22 protein-coding genes and 1 tRNA gene are annotated in these 23,759 nt (G+C 63.1%); 7 read left to right on the top strand and 16 right to left on the bottom strand.

Features of this window, described 5'->3' with window-relative positions:
* The first annotated feature begins 53 nt into the window (after window positions 1-53).
* A complete protein-coding gene (locus NKI69_RS18095) occupies window positions 54-956 on the top strand; it encodes an endonuclease/exonuclease/phosphatase family protein (RefSeq protein WP_352722265.1) in 903 nt (300 codons plus the stop codon).
* Window positions 953-1,798 (top strand): EamA family transporter, encoded by an 846-nt coding sequence (locus NKI69_RS18090; RefSeq protein ID WP_013529691.1) that lies wholly within the window; start codon window positions 953-955, stop codon window positions 1,796-1,798. Before NKI69_RS18095 ends, NKI69_RS18090 begins: the two co-directional genes overlap by 4 nt.
* A 7-nt stretch (window positions 1,799-1,805) precedes the next feature.
* Here the strand turns inward: NKI69_RS18090 and NKI69_RS18085 are convergent, their stop codons facing one another.
* From NKI69_RS18085 to NKI69_RS18025, 13 genes are all read right to left on the bottom strand, one after another.
* A complete protein-coding gene (locus NKI69_RS18085; RefSeq protein ID WP_128303140.1) occupies window positions 1,806-3,041 on the bottom strand; it encodes an MFS transporter in 1,236 nt (411 codons plus the stop codon).
* Window positions 3,042-3,193: 152 nt separating this feature from the next.
* Entirely contained in the window at window positions 3,194-3,502 is a 309-nt protein-coding gene (locus tag NKI69_RS18080) for a Dabb family protein (protein WP_023810093.1), read from the bottom strand.
* A 17-nt stretch (window positions 3,503-3,519) separates the two neighbouring features.
* Window positions 3,520-5,148: a GMC family oxidoreductase gene (locus NKI69_RS18075; protein ID WP_023810092.1), complete on the bottom strand. Its 1,629-nt coding sequence runs from the start codon at window positions 5,146-5,148 to the stop codon at window positions 3,520-3,522.
* Window positions 5,149-5,160: 12 nt separating this feature from the next.
* On the bottom strand, window positions 5,161-5,922 hold the full coding sequence (locus NKI69_RS18070) for a 3-ketoacyl-ACP reductase (protein ID WP_128303139.1): 762 nt from the start codon (window positions 5,920-5,922) through the stop codon (window positions 5,161-5,163).
* Window positions 5,919-7,421: a GMC oxidoreductase gene (locus tag NKI69_RS18065; RefSeq protein WP_128303138.1), complete on the bottom strand. Its 1,503-nt coding sequence runs from the start codon at window positions 7,419-7,421 to the stop codon at window positions 5,919-5,921. Before NKI69_RS18065 ends, NKI69_RS18070 begins: the two co-directional genes overlap by 4 nt.
* Window positions 7,422-7,509: 88 nt before the next feature.
* Complete coding sequence (locus NKI69_RS18060) at window positions 7,510-8,625, bottom strand: ABC transporter ATP-binding protein (protein ID WP_352722261.1); 1,116 nt, start codon at window positions 8,623-8,625, stop codon at window positions 7,510-7,512.
* A 4-nt stretch (window positions 8,626-8,629) separates the two neighbouring features.
* Window positions 8,630-9,574, bottom strand: a complete 945-nt coding sequence (locus NKI69_RS18055) for a carbohydrate ABC transporter permease (RefSeq protein WP_352722258.1) — start codon at window positions 9,572-9,574, stop codon at window positions 8,630-8,632.
* Entirely contained in the window at window positions 9,571-10,527 is a 957-nt protein-coding gene (locus tag NKI69_RS18050; protein WP_127290550.1) for a carbohydrate ABC transporter permease, read from the bottom strand. Before NKI69_RS18050 ends, NKI69_RS18055 begins: the two co-directional genes overlap by 4 nt.
* 104 nt (window positions 10,528-10,631) lie before the next feature.
* Complete coding sequence (locus NKI69_RS18045; RefSeq protein WP_352674830.1) at window positions 10,632-11,885, bottom strand: ABC transporter substrate-binding protein; 1,254 nt, start codon at window positions 11,883-11,885, stop codon at window positions 10,632-10,634.
* A gap of 57 nt (window positions 11,886-11,942) precedes the next feature.
* A complete protein-coding gene (locus NKI69_RS18040) occupies window positions 11,943-13,454 on the bottom strand; it encodes an aldehyde dehydrogenase family protein (protein ID WP_352722256.1) in 1,512 nt (503 codons plus the stop codon).
* A gap of 10 nt (window positions 13,455-13,464) precedes the next feature.
* On the bottom strand, window positions 13,465-14,241 hold the full coding sequence (locus tag NKI69_RS18035) for an enoyl-CoA hydratase/isomerase family protein (RefSeq protein ID WP_352722253.1): 777 nt from the start codon (window positions 14,239-14,241) through the stop codon (window positions 13,465-13,467).
* Window positions 14,234-15,835, bottom strand: coding sequence for an acyl CoA:acetate/3-ketoacid CoA transferase (locus NKI69_RS18030; RefSeq protein ID WP_352722251.1), 1,602 nt, complete (start codon window positions 15,833-15,835; stop codon window positions 14,234-14,236). The genes NKI69_RS18035 and NKI69_RS18030 overlap by 8 nt, the downstream gene beginning before the upstream one ends.
* A complete protein-coding gene (locus NKI69_RS18025) occupies window positions 15,832-16,890 on the bottom strand; it encodes a LacI family DNA-binding transcriptional regulator (protein WP_023810081.1) in 1,059 nt (352 codons plus the stop codon). Before NKI69_RS18025 ends, NKI69_RS18030 begins: the two co-directional genes overlap by 4 nt.
* A 234-nt stretch (window positions 16,891-17,124) precedes the next feature.
* Between NKI69_RS18025 and NKI69_RS18020 the strand changes: the two genes are divergently transcribed.
* Both NKI69_RS18020 and NKI69_RS18015 read left to right on the top strand, forming a co-directional pair.
* Window positions 17,125-18,279 carry a dihydrodipicolinate synthase family protein gene (locus NKI69_RS18020; RefSeq protein WP_352722249.1) on the top strand — a complete coding sequence of 385 codons (1,155 nt, stop codon included), beginning with the start codon at window positions 17,125-17,127 and terminating at the stop codon, window positions 18,277-18,279.
* 183 nt (window positions 18,280-18,462) lie between these two features.
* Complete coding sequence (locus NKI69_RS18015) at window positions 18,463-18,669, top strand: hypothetical protein (protein WP_023810079.1); 207 nt, start codon at window positions 18,463-18,465, stop codon at window positions 18,667-18,669.
* 154 nt (window positions 18,670-18,823) lie between these two features.
* Here NKI69_RS18015 and NKI69_RS18010 read toward each other — a convergent pair.
* Together NKI69_RS18010 and cpdR are read right to left on the bottom strand one after the other, a co-directional pair.
* A tRNA-Val gene (locus NKI69_RS18010) sits at window positions 18,824-18,898 on the bottom strand.
* A gap of 116 nt (window positions 18,899-19,014) precedes the next feature.
* Window positions 19,015-19,377, bottom strand: a complete 363-nt coding sequence (gene cpdR, locus NKI69_RS18005; RefSeq protein WP_006199474.1) for a cell cycle two-component system response regulator CpdR — start codon at window positions 19,375-19,377, stop codon at window positions 19,015-19,017.
* 164 nt (window positions 19,378-19,541) lie between these two features.
* Here cpdR and NKI69_RS18000 point away from each other — a divergent pair, with 164 nt between their 5' ends.
* Entirely contained in the window at window positions 19,542-20,483 is a 942-nt protein-coding gene (locus NKI69_RS18000; RefSeq protein WP_023810078.1) for an N-formylglutamate amidohydrolase, read from the top strand.
* Window positions 20,484-20,810: 327 nt separating this feature from the next.
* Entirely contained in the window at window positions 20,811-21,584 is a 774-nt protein-coding gene (gene hisN, locus NKI69_RS17995) for a histidinol-phosphatase (RefSeq protein WP_023810077.1), read from the top strand.
* A gap of 97 nt (window positions 21,585-21,681) precedes the next feature.
* Here the strand turns inward: hisN and NKI69_RS17990 are convergent, their stop codons facing one another.
* A complete protein-coding gene (locus tag NKI69_RS17990) occupies window positions 21,682-22,659 on the bottom strand; it encodes an alpha/beta fold hydrolase (RefSeq protein WP_023810076.1) in 978 nt (325 codons plus the stop codon).
* Window positions 22,660-23,139: 480 nt separating this feature from the next.
* On the opposite strand from NKI69_RS17990, the gene NKI69_RS17985 reads away from it, so the two are divergent.
* The gene (locus NKI69_RS17985) at window positions 23,140-23,607 is read left to right on the top strand and encodes an Hsp20 family protein (protein ID WP_013529716.1); all 468 of its coding nucleotides are present in this window, start codon (window positions 23,140-23,142) and stop codon (window positions 23,605-23,607) included.
* The last annotated feature ends 152 nt before the right edge of the window (window positions 23,608-23,759 follow it).

Below are 23,759 nucleotides of genomic sequence, written 5' to 3'. Positions count from 1 at the left end.
GCAACCGTGGCATCGAACCGCTACTGCCAACACGAAATTGAGCCGGATAAGCAATGAAGCTGGTCAGCTACAACATCCAGTACGGGTTCGGCGGCGACGGCCGCTACGATCTTTCGCGCGCCGCGCGCATCGTTGCCGGCGCCGACATCATTGCGCTTCAAGAGGTGGAGCGGAATTGGCAGCGCAGCAATTTCGATGATCAGCCGGAGCTGCTTTCCCGTCTGCTGCCCGAACATCACTGGGTTTACGGCCCGGCCTTCGACATGGATGCCAGCGAAAGGCGCGACGGCCGTCTGGTCAATCGGCGCCGCCAGTTCGGCACCATGGTGCTGTCGAAACTGCCGATCGTCTGGTCGCGGCTGCATGCGCTGCCGATGCGCCGCACGCAGCGGCCGCTCAACACCCGCAACGCCGCGCTTGAATGCATGATCCGCACGCCGGCAGGGCCGGTGCGGGTGTTGTCGCTGCATCTCGCCCACATCGCGGCCGAGGAGCGGCTGGAGCAGATCGACTATCTCTTGGCCGAGCATCGCCGGGCACCGTCCGATGGCGGGCCGTGGAGCGGCGTCGACGACGAGCCCACGCGCAACTGGACCAGCGGCGAAGCGGAACCGGAAAACCCGCTGGCGGCGATCTGGATGGGTGATTTCAACACGGAGCCGGGCAGCGCCGAATATCGCCGCATCGTCGGCAGCACGCCCTACCATCGGGGTGCCGCCTATCTTGATGGTTTCGTCGATGCCGCCGCCGTTGCCGGGGAGCCGGTTCCGGACTTCCACACCCATGTGAAGACCATCGACGGCAAGCTGGCAAAGCGCCGGCTCGACCATTGTTTCGTCGGCGGCATGTTCGCCGGGCGGGTGCGTTCGATCAGTGCCGACATCGGCGAGGTTGCGTCGGATCATTTTCCGCTGCGGGTCGACATCGACCTGGAAACGCCCGGAATTGCCACATGACGCTTTTCGTCTTCTTCGCAGTGCTTGCCGCCGCCGCCATGCACGCGATCTGGAACGCGCTGGTCAAGGTCCATCTCGACCGCTTCCTGTCGATCACGCTGATGACGCTCGGCATGGGCGCTGCGGCCCTCGTGGTGCTGCCTTTCGTCGAAGTGCCGAAGGCGGAAGTGTGGCCCTACATCATCGCCTCGGTCATTTTCCACATGGGCTACCGGACGTTCCTGATCGGCGCCTACAAGGCCGGCGATTTCGCACAGACCTATCCGCTGGCGCGGGGCACAGCACCTCTGCTCTCGGCCTTTGGAGGCATGTTCGTCGTTGCCGAAATCCCCGGCCCGTTCGCCATGCTCGGCATCTTCCTGTTGTCGGCCGGCACGCTGGTGATGTCGTTTCGCGGCGGCGCGCATCTGGAGAAGCTCAATCTGCGCGCGGTCGGCTTCGCGCTGGGCACCTCTATCTTCATCGCCAGCTACACGCTGTCCGACGGTAGCGGCGCGCGGCTGGCGGCAACCGCGCAGAGCTATGCAGCCTGGCTGTTCATCTGCGATGCTTTTGGCGCCTTGGTGCTGTGCCTCATCTTCCGCGGGCCGAAGGCGCTGCCGGTGCTGGCGCGCGACTGGAAGGCAGGGCTGTTCACCGGCGTGCTCAGCGGTGCCGCCTACTGGATCGTCATGTGGGCGATGACCAAGGCGCCGATCGCTTCGGTGGCATCGCTGCGTGAAACCTCGATCCTGTTTGCCATGATGATCTCGGTCTTCGCTCTCGGCGAAAAAATGACCGGCTGGCGCGGTGCTGCCGCGCTCAGCATCGTGGCCGGCGTCGTCGCGCTGAGGCTTGGTTAGGCGCCGCTCAGGTCAGGACCGTCATCACCTGGCCACGTCGTTCCGGGCTGAAGCGGATGACGATGATGATGCAGACGGCGACCACGCCTGCGAACAGCGCCAGGGCATAGCCATAGCTGCCTCCGGCGCTTTCAGCGATTCCTGCTTGATAGGGGCCGCCATAGGACGCGGCGAGATTGCCCGCCTGATAGATAAAGCCGGGCAAGGTCGCCCGCACCGCGCCGGGCGAAAGCTCGTTGAGGTGCACGGGGATGACGCCCCAGGCACCCTGGACCGCGACCTGCATGACGAAGGCGCCGATGGCGAGCATGAACGGCGTGGTCGAGTAGGCCCATAGCGGGATGGACGGCAAGGCGATCAGGCATGCCAGCGTGATGGCGTTGACGCGGCCGATCTTCTCCGACAGCGCGCCGAAGGCCAGGCCGCCGACGATGGCGCCGATATTGGCGACAATGGTGATCCAGCTCACCGTATGCGGATCGAAGCCATGCTGCTTCTTCAGGAAGGTCGGATAAAGATCCTGCGTGCCATGGCTGAAGAAATTGAAGAACATCATCAGCACGACGGCATAGAGCGCGACGCCCCAGTGTTTCTGCAGGGTTTCCCACATGCCCGGTCTCGCGGTCTTCTGCGCTTCGACGAAGGCCGGCGATTCCGGCACATGCGAGCGGATGAAGAGCACGATCAGCGCCGGCACGAAGCTGAGCAGGAACATGGCACGCCAGCCGATCGTGTAGCCGCCGATCGTCTGCTGATAGAGCAGACCATAGACCACCGCCGCCAGCAGATAGCCGGCCGGATAGCCGCATTGCAGGATGCCGGAGACCATGCCGCGTGCGCTCGGCGGAATGGACTCCATGGCCAGCGAACTGCCAAGCCCCCATTCGCCGCCCATGGCGATGCCGAACAAAGCACGCAGGGCGAGGAACATGCCGAGATTGGGCGAGAAGGCGGCCAGCGCGCCAATCACCGAATAGCTGACGATGTTGAGCATGAGGATCGGCTTGCGCCCGTATTTGTCGGCAAGCATGCCGAAGAAGAACGCGCCGATGAAGCGTGTCGCCAAGGTCAGGAACAGCGCCTTGGAGACCGCGGGCACGTCGGCGTGGAATTCGGTCGCGATATCGGTGAGCAGGAATGTCAGAAGGAAGAAATCGAAAGCATCGAGCGTCCAGCCCAGGAATGAGGCAAGGACGGTCTTCTTCTGCTGCGAATTAAGGGGCAAATCTTCCTCCATCATCATCGATGGGGGGAATTATCGGCCAGTTCAGGGAAGACCGGTGGTCACGTTTTCGCGTGGCTCATTTGATCGAACGCCCGCAGGAATGGCGGAAGGTGCGATGAGACCGACCGGTGCCATCTGTCGATGAACTCGATCGTGGCTTGAGGGTAGGTTTAGATTTCGAGATCAAACACCAGCAGTCCGTCCGTGCCGCCTTCCAGGGCAGCGACCAGGCGCGCGCCGGCGCGCTGGTGCGCTTCATGCACAAGATAGGCATCGCGCGCGGCAGCATCGCGGAAATCGATGGTGAAGCCGTGGGTGAAGCCGCGTGCGAACGGCTCCGGGCTGACATTGGCGCTGAATTTTACTGCGTCCATGCCGTCGATCACCTGTCGCAGCGCCTCGAGATCGGCATGGATCGCCGTGCGCTCGGTGGCGTCGACATCGTTGCGCAGCTTGACGAAAACACAGTGCCTGATCATGTCTTACTCCTCAGTGGCTAAGCAGCCCGGTTTCCGGAAAACACCGCCGGCGGCAGCGGCTCGCGGCCAAGGACCAGGTCGGCGCCCTTTTCACCGACCATGATGGTCGGCGCATTGGTGTTGGATGAAGGCACGCGCGGCATCACCGAGGCGTCGCAGACGCGCAGGCCCTCGATGCCGCGCAGCCGCAGATCCGGCGTCACGACAGCCATATCATCATGGCCCATGCGGCAGGTGCCGACCGGATGGTGGTCGGTCTTGGAACTGCGGCAGGCATAGTCGAACAGCTCGTCGTCGCTGGCGAGTGACGGGCCGGGCAGCACCTCGCGCAGCACGTAAGGGGCAAGCGCCTTCTGCCGCATGATCTCGCGGGCCAGCCGCAGCCCCTTGATCGACATGGCGCGGTCATAGGGATCGGACCAATAGTTCGGATCGATCAGCGGGTGGTCGGCCGGGTCGGCACTCTTCAGCCGCACCGTGCCGCGCGAACGCGGACGCAGGAAAGCCGAGTTCAGGGTGACGCCAGGGTTTTTCAGCTTCTCGACGCCGGCTTCGATGCCGGAACCCAAGCCGAGATGAAACTGGATGTCGGGCGAGGCGGCGGTCGGGTCGGCGTACCAGAAGCCGCCGGTCTCGAACAGGCTGGAGGCCACCGGCCCTTTCTTCAGCAGCAGATACTGCAGGCCGGCCCAGGCCGTGCGGTGCAGCTTGGCGTAGTTGTCATAGGTGTGATCGCCCGTACATTCGGCGATGACGAACAGATCAAGATGGTCCTGCATGTTGGAGCCGACGCCGGGCAGGTCGTGCACCGGCGTGACGCCGACCGACTTCAGATGGTCGGCGGGGCCGATGCCCGACTGCATCAAGAGTTTCGGCGAGCCGATGGCGCCGGACGAGACGATCACCTCGCGCTCGGCGCGCAGGATTTTCTTCTCGCCGCCCGGTCTGTCGACAATTTCGACGCCGATGGCGCGGCCCTTCTGGACGACGATGCGCGTCACCAGCACATCGGTTCGGACGGTCAGGTTCTTGCGGGCGCGGATCGGCCTCAAATAGGCGACTGAAGCGGACGAGCGCCGGGCATCCTTCTGGGTCAGCTGGTAATAGCCGACGCCTTCTTGGGCAGCGCCGTTGAAGTCCGGGTTGAAGGGGATGCCCATCTGCTGCCCGGCACGGAAATAGGCCTCGCAGATCGGCAGCGGCGCAATCGGGTTCGAGACGCCGAGCGGGCCCTGGTCACCGTGAAAATCGTTGGCGTAGCGCTGGTTGTTCTCAGCGCGCTTGAAATAGGGCAATACATCGCGATAGCCCCAGCCGGCGAGGCCTTCTTCCTTCTCCCAGTCGTCGTAGTCGCGGGCGTTGCCGCGCGTGTAGATCTGGGCATTGATGGACGAGCCGCCGCCGACCACCTTAGCCTGCGTGTACCAGAAGACGCGGTCCTTCATATGACTCTGCGGCACGGTCGACCAGCCCCAGGAAGCAATACCCTTGGTCATCTTGGCAAAGCCGGCAGGCATGTGGATATAGGGATGCCAGTCCTTGCCGCCGGCTTCCAGCAGCAGGACCGAATTTGCCGGATCCTCGCTCAATCGGTTGGCCAGAACGCAGCCGGCCGGACCGGCGCCCACGATGATGTAGTCGGTCATGACACTGTCCACTTATAGTCGCGGCACGGAGAGGGCGCCATCGACATTGATGATCGAGCCGGTCGAAAAGCCGAGCCTGCCGCCGGCGAGCGTCGCCACCACCGCACCGATGTCCGATGCTTCGCCCCAGCGTTTGGCCGGCACCAGTCCACTGTCGATGAGGGCATCGTATTTGGCGGTCACGCCTGAAGTCATGTCGGTGCGGATGATGCCGGGCCGCACCTCGAACACGCCGATGTTTTCGGGCGCCAACCGCAGCGCCAGGTTCTTCACCCACATCGAAAGCCCGGCTTTCGAGATGCAGTAATCCGGTCGCTCCGACGATGCCATTTCGGCGCTGACCGAGGTGATGGTGATGATCGACCTCTGGTGATCGCCTGGCGCAGCCAGCATCGCCTTGGCGACGGCCTGGCTGAGGAAGACGGTGCCGCGCAGATTGATGCCCAGCGTGCGGTCGAAATTCTCCGGCTTGAGGTCCAAGAGGTCACCGCGCACCACGGCGCCGATGCCGGCATTGTTGACCAGGCAGTCGATACGGCCGAAGGCGCGCATCGCGGCATCGACAAGTGCGGTGTGGCTGGCGAGATCGGCGATGTCGCAACGGACATAGGCGAACTTCGCGCCACGCTTGGTGATGTCGGTGGCAAGTCCATCAGCGGCTGTTTCGGCAAGATCTGCGATCAGAATATCGAAGCCGACATCCGCCAACGCCTGGGCGCAGGCAAGGCCGATGCCGCGCGCGCCGCCGGTGACGATGGCGGAGGGGCGGGTCATGCGGCGAGGTCCGTCTTATGGATGTGATCGGCGACACGCAGCGCCTGCGCGGCGATCGACAATGCCGGATTGACCGCCGCCGAGTTCGGCAGGAAGCCGGCGTCAACGACAAACAGGTTCCGGTGATCGAATGAGCGGCAGAACGGATCGAGCGCCGCCGTCGCCGGATCGTCGCCCATCTTTATCGTGCCGCATTGGTGCGACGGCGTGCGCTTGTCGAAGGGGCGCGAGAGAACGATGGGATAACCGCAGGCGCGGAAGTTTTCGCGCATCACCTTGGTCAGCCCGTCGAGCGATTGCATGTTGGAGCGCCGCCATTGCATGACGATGTCCTTGCCATCAACCATGATGCGGCTTTCGGGATCCGGCAGGTCCTCGCACATCAGGTACCAGTCGACGGCGTGGCCGGCCATGAAATCAAGCGCGAATTTTGGCGTGTACCTGACATTGGCCTGCAGCATGTTGCCGTCGATCTTGCCGAGCAGCTGGACGTTGCCGAGCGGCTTGCCGCCCTTGCCGCCGGACAGGTAATAGTCGTTCAGCATCAGCGTCTTCTGGTACACGGCATCGTTGCGGCGGCGCGGGTCGATCGCCAGCATGGCGCTCGAATTGTGGTTCATGAAATTGCGGCCGACCTGGTCGGACCGGTTGGCCAGGCCTTTGCCATCAGGAGAGGGCGAGCGCAGCAGGATGACTGCGGAATTGACCGCGCCGGCTGAGAGGATGACCAGCTTCGGTGATACTTTCTTCAACTCGCCATTCTGGCGGTAGTGAATGGCTGATATCGTCGTGCCGTCCGCCGAGGCTTCGAGATATTCGACGCAAGCGCCAGTCTCGAGCCGAATGTTCTGGTCGGTCAGCGCCGCCGTCAGCGGACCGGTCTGCGCGTCGACCTTGCCCTGGCCGGTGTTCGGGAAAGCATCCCAGCCGGTCTTGCCCTCTTTCAGCCAGGTGTCGATGTCGACACCGAGCGGCAGCGAGGCCGGATGCAGGCCAAGGTTTTTCAGCTCGGCGCGGGCGCGGGCGATGGGCGCCTCGTCAGGCACCGGCTTGTAGGCGTAGGGGATCGAATGGAACGGCTCGGTCGGATCCTCGCCCAGCGTGCCGCGCACGCGAAACAGCTGTTCGGCTTTCGAATACCAGGGCTCGAATTCCTCATAGGAAAACGGCCATGCCGGCGAGACGCCGCCAAAGTGCTCCATGGCGGCGAAATCTTCCTTGCGGTAGCGGATCAGCACCGCGCCATAGAACTTCGAATTGCCGCCGACATAGTAGTAATTGCCGGGGTTGAAGGCGGCACCACCGGCCTCACGCCACATCTCCTTCGGCCTGTAATGGCCGTCGACAAAGATCGAGCGTGTGTCGCGCGCGTGCGGTGTCGCCGGCAACGGCTCGCCGCGTTCCAGCATCAGGATCGAGGCGCCGCTGCCGGCAAGGCCGGAGGCGATCGTGGCGCCGCCGATGCCGGAGCCGATGATGACGATGTCCGGATTTGTCATGGCCTAAATCGCGTCCCGACGCGCTTTAGTTTCTTGTTTTGATGCATGTCGTTGCCCCAAAACCGGATCCACTTTTGGGCGACATACATTAGCGAATACGGGTCTCGGTCGCCGGATCGAAGAACACCGCCTTGGTCAGGTTGAAGGCGAGCGGCGTGTTGGTGCCCGGCTGGATGTTGGCGTCGGCGCGCAGCCGCGCCACCACGCCCTTGCCGCCGAGATTGGTGACGGCGAAGGTATCCGAGCCGGCCGGTTCGACGACCTCGATGTGACAGTCTGCGGTTGCGATGTGCGAGGCGTTGCGCTCGGCACCTTCCGGATCGGTCAGGGCTTCGGGGCGGACACCGAAGATGATCGGCTTGCCCTGGAATGCCGACAGGCCCGCCGGTGCATTGGCCATCGGCAGGTTGATCGGCTCGCGCGCCTCGCGCTGGAGCACAACGGACAGCGCGTTGCCGTTGGTGCCGATGGTCGCCGGGATCAGGTTCATCGCCGGCGAGCCCATGAAATCTGCGACGAAGAGATTGGTCGGGTTGTTGTAGATTTCGGCTGGAGTGCCGAACTGCTGTACCTCGCCGTCGCGCATGACGGCGATCTTGGTCGCCAGCGTCATCGCCTCGATCTGGTCGTGGGTGACGTAGACGATGGTGGTGCCGGTGGTGGCGTGCAGGCGCTTGATCTCGATGCGCATGTCGACGCGCAGCTTGGCGTCGAGGTTGGACAAAGGTTCATCGAACAGGAACAGTTTGGGGTCGCGCACCAGGGCCCGGCCCATTGCGACTCGCTGGCGCTGGCCGCCCGAAAGTTGGCTCGGCTTGCGCTGCAGCAGGTGACCGATCTGCAGCACCTTAGCCACCTTGTCGATCGCCTTCTGGCGCTCCACCGCCGGCACGCCGCGCATCTCCATGCCAAACGAGATGTTTCCGGCCACCGTCATGTTCGGGTAGAGCGCGTAGCTCTGGAACACCATGGCAATGTCGCGCTTGGAGGGATGCAGATCGTTGATCTGGCGGCCGTCGACGCGGATTTCACCCGACGTGATCGTCTCCAGCCCGGCGATGGTGTTGAGCAAAGTGGATTTTCCGCAGCCGGACGGGCCGACCAGCACCAGGAAGCCGCCTTTCTCGAGCTCGACATCGATCCCTTTCAGAATCTCGACCTGGCCGAAGCGCTTTCTCAGACCATCAATTTCCAGAAAAGCCATCAGATTATCCTTTGACGGCGCCAGCCATGAGACCGCGCACGAAGTAGCGGCCGGCGAGCACATAGACGAGAAGGGTGGGCAATGCCGCGATCATCGCGGCGGCCATGTTGACGTTGTATTCGACGACGCCGGTCGAGGTGTTGACGACGTTGTTGAGCGCCACCGTCATCGGCATCGCGTCGCCGGTGCCGGCGTAAGCCGAGGCGAACAGGAAGTCGTTCCAGATGTTGGTGAACTGGTAGATCACCGTGACGACGAAGATCGGCATTGAATTCGGCAGCATGATGCGGCGGAAGATCTGGAAGAACGAGGCGCCGTCGACCTGTGCCGCCTTGACCAGTTCGGTCGGGAACGCCTCATAGTAGTTGCGGAAGAACAGCGTGGTGAAGCCGATGCCGTAGACGACGTGGACGAAGACGAGGTTGACCGTCGGGTTGCCGAGGCCAAAGCTGGTTCCCGTTGCATTCTGCAGCGTGACGCCGAAGCGGCCGAGACTGCCGAGGATGGTCGCCATCGGCAGCAGCACCGACTGGAACGGGATGAAGCAGGCGAACAGCATCAGCCCGAACACCAGCGTTGCCCCGCGAAAACGCCACTTGGTCAGCACGTAGCCGTTGAGCGCGCCGAGCATCGTCGAGATCAGCACGGCCGGAACAACCATCTTGATGGAGTTCCAGAAATAGCCCTTGATGCCGGCGCAGGTGAGGCCGACGCAGGTCTCCCCCCAGGCCTTGAGCCATGGATCGAAGGTCGGCGCCTGGGGCAATGCCAGCATGTTGCCGTTCTGAATCTCGTCCATGGTCTTGAACGAGGTGACCAGCATGACGAACAGCGGCATCAGGTAGAACAGCGCAAACAGCGCCAGCAGTCCGTAGATGACGATGCGGTTGACGATCTTGACGTTGACGACGCCTGAAGCCTGACGGGCGGGAGTGGTGACGGCGCTCATCGCGGCTTCTCCCTGAGTTCCGAATAGAGATAGGGCACGATGATGGCGACGATGGTCATCAGCATGATCACGGCGCTGGCCGAGCCGACGGCCATTTCGTTGCGCTTGAACGTGTACTCATACATGAAGTTGGATGGCAGCCAGGCCGAGCCGCCGGGGCCGCCGCTGGTCAGCGCCACGACCAGATCGTAGGACTTGATGGCGAGGTGCGCGAGCACGATGAAGGCCGACAGGAAGATCGGCCGCAGCAGCGGGATGACGATGCGGCGGTAGAGCTGGAAGGTGGTGGCGCCGTCGATCTGCGCCGCCTTCATGATCTCGCCGTCGATGCCGCGCAGGCCGGCCAGGAACATCGCCATGATGAAGCCGGAGGCCTGCCAGACGCCGGCAATGACCACCGTGTAGATGACGAAATCCTTGTTCTTGATCCAGTCGAAATGGAAGCTCGTCCAGCCCCATTGATGCAAGGTCTGCTCGAGGCCGAGGCCGGGATCGAGGAACCATTTCCAGGCGACGCCGGTGACGATGAAGGACAGCGCCATCGGGTAGAGATAGATCGGCCTCAGCACGCCTTCGCCGCGGATCTTCTGGTCGAGCAGGATGGCCAGGAACAGGCCGAGCGCCAGGCAGATGAAGATGTAGAGAAAGCCGAAGATGCCCATATTGGTGATCGACGTGTACCAGCTCGAGGGCGGGTCGGTGTCGAAGGTCCAGCCCCACAGTCGCTGATAGGCGCGCGAGCCGGTGATGACATAGGACGGAAAGGTCTTGGAATTGGTGAAGGACAAATAGATCGTCCACAGGATGAAGCCGTAGACGAAGACGATGGTGATGGCAAAGCTGGGCGCCAGCACAATCTTCGGCAATGCGTCCTGCAGGCGTGAGCGCACCGAGGCGCGTGGCCGCGCATGCTCCGGCGTCAGCTTGATCTGGCTTGTCGCTACCGTGCTCATGGGGCTCCTCCCGTCGACTCGCGGCCAACCAGCTTCGCGGATCTAAGTTCGCGGATCTGGGCCTTCCCCGCCGGAGCGGGGAAGGCGTTTTTGGCGCGTGGCGCTTACTTGGCGTCGTCGATCGCCTTGACCAGTTCGGTCACGGCCTCGTCCGAGGTCTTGATCTGCCCATGGACGAATTTGGAGACGACGTCCTTATAGGCATTGGCGACCGCCGGGGGCGCGCCATAGCCCTGGGCGAGCGAGCCGAACAGCGTGCCGCCTTCGTTGGCTGCCTTCAGGTCGGCGATGCCCTTCTTGCCGCACGCGTCGAAGTCGGTGTCCGGAACGTCGGTACGGGCCGGAACCGAACCCTTGACGACGTTGAAGGCCGACTGGAAGCTCTTCGACAGGGTGGCGGTGGCCAGCGCGACCTGGGCGGCCTTGCGGTCGTCCGGAACGTTGAACATGCCGAACATGTCGGAGTTGTAGATCACTGAGCCGTCGGTGCCCGGGAAGCGATAGCACAGGAAGTCGGTGCCCGGCGTTTTCTTGGCGGCGTTGAACTCGCCCTTGGCCCAGTCGCCCATGACCTGCACAAGGGCATCGCCCTTGATGACCATGGCGGTGGCAAGGTTCCAGTCGCGGCCGGAGAAGTTGGGGTCGACAAAGGTGACGAGCTTGGCCAAATTGTCGAACGACTTCTTCATCGTGTCGGACTTCAGGGACTCGTCATCGAGGTCGTTGAAGGCCTTCTTGTAGAACTCGGGTCCGCCGGTCGACAGCACGACGGAGTCAAACATGGTGGCTTCCTGCCAGTTCTGGCCGCCGAGAGCGAGCGGGATCACGCCTGCCGCCTTGGCCTTGTCGAGCAGTGCAACGAAGTCGTCGAAGGTCTTCGGCTCGGTGCCGCCGATCTTGTCCAGGACGGCCTTGTTGATCCACAGCCAGTTGACCGAGTGAACGTTGACCGGAGCCGCGACCCACTTGCCCTCATAGACCGAAAACTTCTGCAGGGCTGCCGGAACGGACTTGTCCCAGCCTTCTTTCTTCGCCGTTTCGGTCAGGTCGCCCATGACGCCGGCGGCCGCATAGTCGAGCACGGTGTAGCCGAGCATCTGCGAGGCGGTCGGGTAATTGCCGGCCGCGACCATTGCCTTCAGCGCGGTCATGGCGGCATCGCCGCCACCGCCGGCCACCGGCACGTCCTTCCAGGCATAGCCTTCCTTGGCCAGGTCGCCCTTGAGGACGTTGAGAGCAGCCGCTTCGCCACCCGACGTCCACCAATGCAGCATCTGGACTTCCTTGACGTCCTCGGCGTGGGCTGTGAAAGCCAGGCCCGACGCGAGAGCCGTTCCGATAAGCAGTTTGCGCAACATGTACTTCCTCCCTTGTTGCATTACACGACCGGTGAAGCCCACCGGGTTCTTCTCAACTCAGCCGACCCACCACCCGGTGCGCTGGCCGCGATGAAACTGGATTGTCTTTTCCTCGGTATAGTCCTCGACGGCGCGTTTGCCGAGTTCGCGTCCGAGACCGGACTGCTTGTAGCCTCCGAAAGGCAGCTCGGGATAACCTTCCATGAACGTGTTCACCCAAACGGTTCCCGAACGCACCCCACGCGCCACCGACATGCAGGTGTCGATGCTGGCGCTCCACACGCCCGCCGACAAACCATAAGGCGTGTCGTTGGCGATGTGCAACGCCTTTTCAATCGATTCAAATGTCAGCACCGAGAGCACCGGGCCGAACACTTCCTCGCGGGCGATGGCCATCTCCTCGGTGACGTCGCGAATGATGGTGGGATCGAGATATTGGCCGACATTGGAGGCCAATTGCTTGCCTCCGCTGTAAACCTGGCTGCCGTCGCCTTCAGCGGCAGACACATAGCCGGCCACCTTCTTCAGATGGTCGGACGAGATCATCGCGCCGACTTTGGTTTGGTCATCGAGCGGATCGCCGACCGTAACCCTGGCGGTAAGCGCCTTGACAGCGCTGAGAAAATCGTCGGCGATCGCCTCGTGCACGATCAGCCGGCTGCCGGCATTGCAGCACTCGCCGGCATTGAAGAAGCCGCCGAACACCGCCGCATCGGCGGCCGCTTCGAGGTCGGCGTCCGGGAAGACGACCTGACCGTTCTTGCCGCCGAGCTCCATCGAGACTTTCTTCAGCGATTGCGCGGCCGAGGCCATCGTCATCTTGCCGACGCGGGTCGAGCCGGTGAACGAGACCATCTCGACCAGGGGATGGCTGACCATCGGCGCACCGACATCGGCGCCGAGACCTGCAAGGATGTTGACGACGCCGGCGGGCAGGCCGGCCTGCATCAGGATATCGCCGAGTACGAAGGTCGAGGCCGAGGTCATCTCACTCGGCTTGACCACCGCCGTGCAGCCGGCGGCGAGCGCGAAAGGCAGTTTCTGGCTGACGATCAGGAACGGGAAATTCCACGGCGTGATGATCGAGACGACGCCGATCGGCTCGCGCAGCACGACGCCCAGCATGGCATCGCCGAGATTGGCATAGCTTTCGCCGTGCAGCGTGCGGGCGAGCGAGGCGGCATAGCGCCAGATATCGACGGCGCCGCCAATCTCACCGCGCGCCTGGGCGATCGGCTTGCCCGATTCCAGTGCGTCGAGCCGGGCGATGTCTTCCAGCCGGCCCTCGATCAGGTCAGCCGCCTTGAGCAGGATCGCGGCACGCTCAGCTGCCTTCATGCGCGGCCATGGACCGGTCTCGAACGCCTTGTGGGCGGCCTGCACAGCGGCTTCCACTTCGGCCTCGCCGGCCTGTGCGTAGTGCGATACGGTGAAGCCGTGGCCGGGGCTATTTCGAGCAATCGTGCGGCCGTCGCGGGCAGCGACATGCTTGCCGCCGATCAGCAGTCTGTACGCTTTCGGCGCCGCGGACGCCTCGGCCGGCATGGCGATCTTGAGGGGGGCGTTCATCTGTTTTCCTCTAGGATCTCGAAAAGGCCGGCTTCTGCTTGGCCTTGAAGGCATCGAGGCCGGCCTTGAGATCTCCGGTCAGGGCGATGAAGCCGCTGGCCAGCGCTTCGATGGCGGCGGCACTTTCCTCGCCTTCGGCGACCGCGATCATCAGCTTGGCGGCTTCGGTCGCCAGCGGGCCGCGCTCGGCGATCTTTTCCGCCCACGCCCTTGCTTCGTCGTATGCCTTGCCAGTCGCGACCACCCGGTCGACGATGCCCAGAGCGAGTGCCTCGGGGGCGAGAAAGATCTCGCCGCCGAGCGCCATGCGGCGCACCGCCTGCGCGCCGAAGCGCCGCACGGCGCGCTGCGTGCCTGACCAGCCGGGTACGACACCGATCGAGGTTTCGGGGAAGCCCACTTTCACTTGTGTTTCCGCCACGCGGAAGTCGCAAGCCACAGCCAACTCCAGGCCGCCGCCCAGTGCATGGCCCGACAAAACGGCGATGGTCGGCTGCCTGAGCCGCGCCAGCCGGTCGAAGACGCGGTGGCCGTAGCGTACCCATTGCACCTGGAAATCGGTGGCACTCATCCGCGCCCAGGCTTCAACATCGCCACCGGCGCAAAATCCCTTGCCTTCGCCGCGCAGCAGCACGACGCGGACGCCCTCGGCCATCTCGGCCGCGTCGAGCGCCGTCTCCAGCGCCCGCAGCATGGGGATGTCCAGTGCGTTGAATTTCTCCGGCCGGCGCAGCGTGACGATGCCGATGGCGCCATCCTGTTCGAAGGTGACGAGAGGCTCAGGCATGAGCGCCTCCGAGCGGGGCGCCGCCATTCAGCGACAGGCCTATCGGTTGCTCCTGATAGAGGGCTGCCGGTGTCGTCTTGAGATCCTTGGCAATGCCCAACGGAATTTCCGACTGCGCCAGCACATCGCGCTGCAGATCGATGCCGGGTGCGAGTTCTGTGACGACCAGGCCCTCCGGCGTCAGCTTCATCACGCAGCGTTCGGTGACATAGGTGATGTCCTGTCCCTGCGCGACTGCGCGCTTACCCGAAAACGAGATGTGCTCGACTTCGTTGACCACCTTCTTGACCTTGCCCTCCTGATCGATGCGGATGCCGCCATCGGTCAATGAGAGTTTTGCCCCGGCGTTGAAGAAGCCGGAGAACACGATCTTCTTCGCCCGCGCGGTGATGTCGACAAAGCCGCCGGCGCCAGCCGTGACATGCGGGCGCGCCGAAAGCTTCGAGACATTGACCGAGCCATGGCGGTCGATCTGCAGGAAGGACAATAGCGAGGCGTCGAAGCCGCCCGCCTGGAAATAGATGAATTGGTGCGGCGAGGGCATGAAGGCGTCGGCATTCGAGGAACAGCCGAATTTGAAGTCGAGCAGCGGCACGCCGCCGACCGCGCCCTGTTCGATCACCCAGGTAATCTTGCCGTGCTGTCCTTCCTCGAGAAGGATGCGCGGGACATTGGCGGAAATGCCGAAGCCGATGTTGACGGCCATGCCGTCGCGCAACTCCATGGCGACGCGGCGCGCGATCACTTTCTGGACGTTCATCTCCGGCGTGCGGAAGCTCGACAGCGGCCGGAAGATTTCTCCGGAGATGGCCGGGTCATAGGGTGTCAGTGTCGTCTGCAACTGGTCTGGCGCAACGACGATATGGTCGACCAGCACGCCGGGAACGCGTACATCGTGCGGTTTCAGTGTGCCATTTTCGACGACGCGCTTGACCTGCGCGATGACGACGCCGCCATTGTTGCGGGCGGCGAGCGCCTGTTCCAGCCCGCCGAGATAGGCGCCCTCATGCTCGTAAGTGAGGTTGCCGCGCTCGTCGGCGGTGGTGGCGCGGATGATCGAGACATCAGGCACGATCGAGCGGAAATAGAGCCATTCCTCGCCATCGAACTGCTGCACCGAAACGATCGGCTCGCTGGCGGCGGCGTTCATGGCGCACCCCTGGTGTCGGGGGTCGGCGAAGGTATCGAGACCGACCTTGGTCAGCACGCCCGGCCGCTTGGCGGCGGCTTCGCGGTGCATATCGAATAGGATGCCGGACGGCACGTTGTAGGCGGCGACCGAATTGTCGCCAATCATCTTCCAGATCTGCGGCGGTTCGGAAGAGGAGGGGCCGGACGGATAGGAGCCGCACAAAGTCCGCTTCAGCAGGCCGGGTTTGGCCAGATGGTCGATACCCCTAATGCCATACATGTCGCCGGCGGCGATCGGATGCAGTGTGGTGATGTTCTTTGGGTGGCCTTCCCCATCGAAGCGCTCGCCGATGGCGGCCAGCACGGCGTCCGGGCAGCCGAGGCCGCTGGATGAGGACACGGACACGACCATGCCGTCCTTGATCAGGCCCGCCGCCTGCGCTGCCGAAACGACCTTGCTCAATTCATGCTCCCCGAACCGGCCGTCCTGTTTCGGGTGCGGCGATCCGGGCCACAGCTTTCCCTGACGACCAGATTGACCGCGCCGATATGGTCCTCGGCGCGTGTGGTGCGCGACTGGATCATTTTCAGCATGACATGGGCGGCGCGTTCGCCGAGGCCGGCCGAGTCCACCGCGACGCTGGTCAGCGCCGGCATGTAATGCTCGGCCTCGGCCACGTCGTCGAAACCGACGATGGCGAAATCAGTTCCCGGCTCAAGCCTACGCTTGCGCAGCGCCAGCATGGCGCCAAAGGCGACAGCGTCGTTGAAGCAGAGCGCCGCGGTCGGCGGCTCAGCCATAGCGAGAGCGGTTTCCAGGCACGCTATACCACCTCTGCGGCTGGTCTCGCCCTCGACGACAAGTGCGTCGCGGGCGGCGATGCCCTGCGTCTCGCAGGCTTCGCGAAATCCGCCAAGCCGCTCGTGATAGACCACCAGGTCGGACGAGCCGCCGAAGAAGACCAGCCGGCGATGTCCCTTGCCGATCAGATGCGCGGTGGCGAGATAGGCGCCGCGATGATTGTCGGGCGCGATCACCGGGATGCGGCTCTCGGGAAGCCGGCGCATGGCGAAGACAACCGGCAGACCCGCCGTCTCGATCCGCCTGAAGGCGCCCGGCGTCGTGCCGCGAGCCGGCGAGACGATGAGACCGGCGACGCCTTGCTCCATCAGCGACTTCAGCACTTCTTCCTGGCGCACCGGATTTTCCGCCGTGTTGGCGATGAACGGCACGATGCCGGCCGACTGAAAGACGCGTTCCATGCCGACCGCCAGTTCGGCGAAGAAAGGATTGGTCAGATCGTTGATGACCATGCCGATGACGTTGGAGTGCGCCTTGCGCAGATTGGCGGCGCCGCGGTTGTAGACGTAACCGACATCCTCGATCGCCTTGCGCACCTTGCTCGCTGTTTCGGGCCGGATCAGTCCGCTGCCCTGGAGCACGAGCGATACCGTCGATTTGGACACGCCTGCTTCGCGGGCGATGTCGAATATCGTCGCCTTGGCCCGGTTGGCCATCCAGATGCATCCTCCTCGATTGCAGCCCAAACTATTGGAACGTTCTAATCTCCGCTCCGCTCGTAAGTCAATCGGGATTTTCCCGCGCCTCGAACGCCGATTGTGCGTACTCAAATGGCTTGCTCCACAAGGATGTGTTGCAATGCAGCATTCTTCCTGCCGTGGAGCCCGAATCTTAAAGGTTCTTGATTTATTGGAACGTTCCATTTAGTAGCGTTGCGAAGGGAGAGATCGATGGACATTTCCTTGCCTGGTGAGGGTGGCGGCAGCACCCGGTACACGCTGGTCGGCGAACCGGTGCAGTCTGACATCGGCGCGCGATTTTCGCGTATTGCCTATGCCGCTGCGCACGTCGTTGCCGATCCGCTCGCCATGACCGATCGGTGGTCCAGGCCGGTGGTCGACTGGGACAGGACGATGGCGTTCCGTCACCATCTGTGGCGGCTGGGATTCCGCATCGCCGAAGCGATGGACACGTCGCAGCGCGGCATGGGCTTCGACTGGGCAAGCGCGCAGGAATTGATCCGCCGTTCGATCGCCGAGGCGCGTACCGTCGATGGCGCCGATCTCGCCTCGGGTGCCGGCACCGACCATCTGGCGCCCGCCGCCGCCAGGACGCTGGACGATGTGATCGCCGCCTATGAGCAGCAATTCGCTTTCATCGAAGGCTTGGGCGGCAAGGCGATCATGATGGCCAGCCGGGCACTGGCGGCAGTGGCCAAGGGGCCGGACGACTATGTCGGCGTCTACGACCGCATCCTGTCCCAAGCATCCGGCAAGGTCATCCTGCACTGGCTGGGCGACATGTTCGATCCGGCGCTCAGGGGCTATTGGGGCAGCGAGAATTTCGAGACTGCTCTCGATACAGTTGTTGCCATCATCGAACGCCACGTTGGCAAGGTGGAGGGGATAAAAATCTCACTGCTCGATGCCGGCAAGGAGGTCGCGCTGAGGAACCGTCTGCCGGACGGCGTCGTCATGTTCACTGGCGACGATTTCAATTATCCCGAACTGATCGCCGGCGACGAGAAAAGACACTCGCACGCACTGCTCGGTATTTTCGATGCGATTGCGCCGGTCGCCAATGCAGCGCTGGCGAAACTGGCGGAGGGTGACCGCGCCGGCTATGACACATTGATGGCGCCGACCGTGCCGCTATCGCGAAAAATCTTCGAGGCGCCGACCGAGTACTACAAGGCTGGCATCGTCTTCATGGCCTGGCTGAATGGCCATCAGGACCATTTTGCGATGATTGGCGGTATGCAGTCGGCGCGCGGCATCCGTCACTATGCCCACGTGTTCCGCCTTGCCGACCAGGCGGGATTGCTCGCTGATCCCGATCTGGCGGTAGCCAGAATGAAGAGCCTTTGCACCGTCGCGGGCATCTGAAGCGCGGAAAGGCTGACCGGTCGAAGAGGACGCGTCGCCACGCGATTGCTGCGCCTGCCCAGGTGTTTCCGCTGTCGAACGACCGCAGGTGGTTTTCGCGTCACCAATTTTCTTGTGAACCAATTTCTCTCGAGGCGCGACCAAGCGATGTGTCCAAACATGGTCCATCAAGGAGAACGTCTGATGTTTACTGTTTCAAGAAACGTCCTTTTGGCCGCCATCGCCGTTTCGGTGCTGGCCGGCTGCAAGACAACCGCTCCCAGGGAATGCGACAAGCTGAAGCCTGGCGTCACCTACAACGGCAAATGCTGCGGTCTCGGAGAGCCTTGTCGCGAAGGCAAGGGCGGCGGCGACAGGCCGGGAAATACGCCTGATCCAGCGCCGCAATGATCTGATCGAGTGCGGCCCGTTCCGGTCAAACGCCGGGACGGGCGCGTTGCGCTCGAAAAACTCGCCAGTGTCCAGCTTCCCTTGGGCGAACGAAAATTGTCCAGCTCGGGCGAGCGGGCCAGGATGCCGATTCAAGTCTGATCGTCTGGTTGGATGGTGGGCGTGACAGGGATTGAACCTGTGACCCCTGCAATGTCAATGCAGTGCTCTCCCGCTGAGCTACACGCCCATCCGAAGCCGCGCATACACCATTTTTGATCCAGCGCGTCAATAGCAGGAAAAAGGAAAGAAGGCGTCGTCTCGCCGCAGTGGCGAAGAGGCGCGGCGCCTTGCCTAGAAAACGGCTCAGGCCGCCTGCAGCATCTTCTCGACCTCGTTGACGAGGTCACGCAGGTGGAAGGGCTTCGACAGCACCTTGGCGTCTTTCGGCGCCTTGGAATCCGGGTTCAGCGCAACGGCGGCGAAACCGGTGATGAACATGACTTTCAAATCAGGATCGATCTCGGTGGCGCGCCGCGCCAGTTCGATGCCGTCCATCTCCGGCATGACGATGTCGGTCAACAGCAGCGAGAACGGTTCCTCGCGCAGCCGCTCATAGGCGCTGGCGCCATTGTCGAAATCGCTGACCTGGTAACCGGCGCGCTCCAGCGCCTTGACGAGGAACCGACGCATATCGTCGTCGTCTTCCGCCAGAAGAATGCGTGCCATGATATCCCGTCCGAATCACCCGCCCGAGATTGCCGTTGGGCAAGCCCGTTAACCATCCTGTATATGAGGAGGTGAGGGTAAACATCAAGTGAACGCGGACGGCGATGATCCATATTTGCCAGGGCGCGTGCTGCCGCTGAAATGCTGGACACGCGGCCTGCAAGGTGACACTTTCACATCATGATGCACTGGTGTTTTCGGGTTCGCTCAAATTGAAGACGGCAGCCGAGGATTTTTCGGTCTTTCCACCCTTCGAAATCCGGTCGGGCGCCGAGCAGCGCGTCCCCTTCCTCTTCAACTCGCCGCATAGCGGCCGCTACTATCCCGAACGCTTCCTGGCCATGGCAAGGCTGGACCGCAATGCCATCCGCCGGTCGGAAGACTGTTACGTCGATGAGCTGTTCGGCGGCGCCGTGGCGCTAGGCGCGCCGTTGCTGGCAGCGAATTTTCCGCGCGCCTATCTCGACGTCAATCGCGAGCCGTGGGAACTCGATCCGCGCATGTTCGCCGAGCCAGTGCCGTCTTTCTGCAACATCCGCTCGGCGCGGGTGGCCGGCGGGCTTGGCACGGTGCCGAAGCTGGTGGGCGAGGGGCTCGACATCTATTCCGGTCGCCTGCCTCTGGCCGAAGCCGTTGCCCGCATCGAGGCCGTCTACAAGCCCTATCACGAGACACTGAAGCGGCTTTTGACCAGGACCCATGCGCGGTTCGGTTTTGCCGTGCTGATCGACTGTCATTCGATGCCGGCGAGCATCCGTGTCGGCGACAGCGGCCTGCGGCCCGACTTCATCATAGGCGACCGCTTCGGCATCTCGGCAACCGCCGCCCTGACCGAGACCGCGATCGGCCTGCTCAGCGCCATGGGCTATTCGGTTGCCCACAACAAGCCCTATGCCGGCGGCTTCATCACCGAGCATTACGGCCGCCCGGCGCGCCATCTGCATGCGCTGCAGATCGAAGTCAATCGCGGGCTCTACATGAACGAGCGGACATTCGAGAAGGCCGGCGGCTTCGATGCGCTGGCCGACGACCTGACGCGGTTCTCAGCCGACCTGATGTCGATGCCCGACCATCATTTCATCGACCTGCCGCTAGCCGCCGAGTGAGCGACCGGCCGTTGGCCGCAGAGTGAAATCGCGGCGTAAAAAAAGACCGCATCGTTTGCACGATACGGTCGAAGTCTAGGGAGGAAACGCCCAAGGAGGGCATGGACAGGAAACCCTGTCCGAGATCAAGGGTATTGTGCGCTGCACAAATGTCAAGCGACCTTGAGGCTTTTTTAATTCACTCTGATGTGGAAATTGCGTTTCGACGACGCTTGTGTGACATCCGGGCAACAGATGCCGTCGCGGAAAAGTCGTCGAACACTCTTGTTTTGGTACGAAATTGGCGGCAGAGCACGGCTCGGACATGCTGCAGTGCGGGAGAATCAGTTGGACATCAGTGTCGGTTTCATGCGCCGCATCGCGCAGGTGGCAGCGGCGGAGACCTTGCCGCGCTTTCGCAGCCAAGGTGCGGTCGCCAACAAGGAACAGGGCAGTTTCGATCCGGTCACCGAGGCCGATCGCGAGGCCGAGCGCGCCATCCGGGCGCTGATCTCTGCTGAGTATCCCGACCATGGCATTCTTGGTGAAGAGCATGGCAGCGAGAACATTTCGAGCCGGCATGTCTGGGTGATCGACCCGATCGACGGCACGCGCGCGTTCATTTCCGGCCTGCCGGTGTGGGGCACACTGGTCGGGCTGACGATCGACGGCGACGCCGTTGCCGGCATGATGGCGCAACCCTTCACCGGCGAGCTTTTCTACGCCAACGGCTCGGGCTCCCATTATGAGGGGCCAGGCGGGCCGCGAAAACTGACGACCCGCAAGACGACGAAGTTGGACCAAGCGACGCTGTTCACCACCACGCCGGCCCTGTTCAAGGGCGAGGCGCGCAACCGTTACGATGCATTCGAAAGACAGATCCAGCTCGCCCGCTATGGCGCCGATTGCTATGCCTTCGCCATGATCGCCTCAGGAAGCGTCGACATCGTCGCCGATCCCGGATTGAAGCCCTACGACATCGTGGCGCTGATCCCGATTATCGAAAAGGCAGGCGGCGTCGTCACCACATTCGATGGCGGGCCGGCGGAACAGGGCGGCGATGTGCTCGCCGCGGCGACGCCGGAGCTTCATGCCGCCGCCATGGCCGCCTTGCGCGGCTAAACGAGCGTCCGCTGCCATTCAGGTGATGCCGACCGCTTGAAGCAGTCGTTTTACTGCCGGCGCACCCCTTGGGGAGCGGGCCAGCGACCGGCGCCTGTCAGGCTGTGGGGTCGTCGCTCCCGGGAATGAAGGCGTCGAAAGCGGCGAGCAATTGCTCGCGATAAATGTCGGCTTCCTGCAGGATTTCGTGGCGGGAGCCATCGATCATCAGCAGCGAACCGAGCCGCAGACGCCTGGCGTAGGTTTCCACGGCCCTGGTCGAGACGACCTGGTCGGCGCCGGCGGCGATTATCAGCAGGGGGACCTGAATTCCTGCCATGAAGTCGGGGTCGCTGACAGCTTCGGAGGCTTTCGCGGCTGCCCGCAGCCAGCGGATCGTCGGACCCCCAAGCGCCAGTTGCGGATGTTCTTCATAGAGCCGCGTGTTGCGTCGATAGCGTACCGGGTCAGACGTCAGCTTGTTGGTCTCGAAAGGGGCCGTCACCTTCGGCCGCGGACCCCAGGCGGCATAGAGCCGGCCGAGGCCGAGAACGCAGAACAACGAGCAGACGCGGCGAACCGTCGAGATCGAGACCGGCAGGTCGGGCAGCGTCAGGAAGGGCGCGATCAGCACCATGCGCCGGATGCGGTTCACCATCGACGGGGCGGCAAGCAGGGTGATCAAGGCACCTGCCGAATGGGCGAGGATGTAGTACGGTCCGCGGCAATCGGGCAGCACGATCTCCTCGAAGAACTGTTCGAGGTCGGCGGTGTAGTCGCGGAAGCTGCTGACGTAGCCGCGCTGGTGATCGCGGATCAGCCGGTCGGAATCGCCCTGGCCGCGCCAATCGAGGGTGGCGACGCCAAAGCCGCGATCGGCAAGGTTGCGGATGGTTTCGAAATATTTCTCGATGCACTCGTTGCGGCCGGTGAGCAGGACCACGGTGCCCTTCATCGGGCGAGCGACTGCGCCGAACAGGCCGTAGCGGATATTCTTGCGGTCACGCGTGGTGAAGAAGCCGCCGGTGGCGTTTTCCGGCCGCGGATTGCCCTCGATTTCGTGAAAAAGGGAGTTTTCGGTGAAAAGATCCGTCATTCGGCGCTTCGTGCTCGGCGTCTCGCATGCCCGCCTGCGCTGGCCGGCTCCGCTAAGGTGATAGACGCCCATGCGCCAAAAGCCAAGGAATTCCCGGTGAAGGGGAGGCTGCGCCAGGGAAGGCCGGAAGCCGCTCGAAAGCGTGCTTCCGGCCTCTGTCGATCCGGGAGGAAGGGACGTTACACCCGGTCGGCCTCGTTGCGGCGCCTGTTGTGCAATGGGCGCCGCCAGTCCTTGATCCTGTAATGGACTTTAGCGCCGGCTGCCTGAACGCGCGCCGAAGTGCCGGTTCATCTGCCGTTCATCAAGGGGCCTGCCGCCGTGGTTTTTGCCGCCAGGTGAAATCTTGAAATGCTTTCCAGCGCTCCCCAAATGTCTGGTGCGGTCGCCAATGTCGGGGCCGCTGGCCCACCCGAAACGCCGCTCAAGGGTTTCGCACCGGCCATACGCAAACCATGTTGCTCAACAGGAGAACACCTCATGCGTCACGTTGATTTTTCCCCGCTTTATCGCTCCACCGTCGGCTTCGACCGTCTGTTCACGATGCTCGATTCGCTTGCGCAGCCGGATGGCGCGCAGACCTATCCCCCCTACAACATCGAGCGCACCGGTGAGGATTCCTACCGCATCTCGATGGCGGTTGCCGGCTTCTCGGACGAGGAAATCTCGATCGAAGCCCATCGCAACGTGCTGACCGTGAAGGGTGAGCGCAAGGACGAGGGTACCGGCGAAGGCTCTGAGCTGCTCTATCGCGGCATTGCCTCGAGGGCTTTCGAACGCCGCTTCCAGCTTGCCGACCACGTCGAGGTCGTTGGCGCCTCGCTGAAGAACGGCCTGCTCTTCGTCGACCTCAAGCGCAACATCCCCGAGGAGCTGAAGCCGCGCAAGATCGCCATTACGGCGTCTTCGGCCAAGGCCAAGCAGATCGAGGCCAAGACCGCTGCCTAAAGTACAAGTCTCCTCCCGAGACGGAAGCGGGGGGCGGGACGGGGGCGGGAGTGTGTTGTTGGGGGTTGGGTTTTAAAGGGAGGACGGGGGCAGAACGGGGGCGCTACGAGAAGAGGGGGGGGAAGTAGGTGGGGGGGGCGGGAGGACGAAGG

Origin of the sequence: Mesorhizobium sp. M0491 (assembly GCF_040321265.1) — a bacterium.
Classification (GTDB): Bacteria; Pseudomonadota; Alphaproteobacteria; order Rhizobiales; family Rhizobiaceae; genus Mesorhizobium.
Note: the sequence above shows the minus strand (reverse complement) of the source record. Positions and strands in the feature narration are given on the sequence as shown.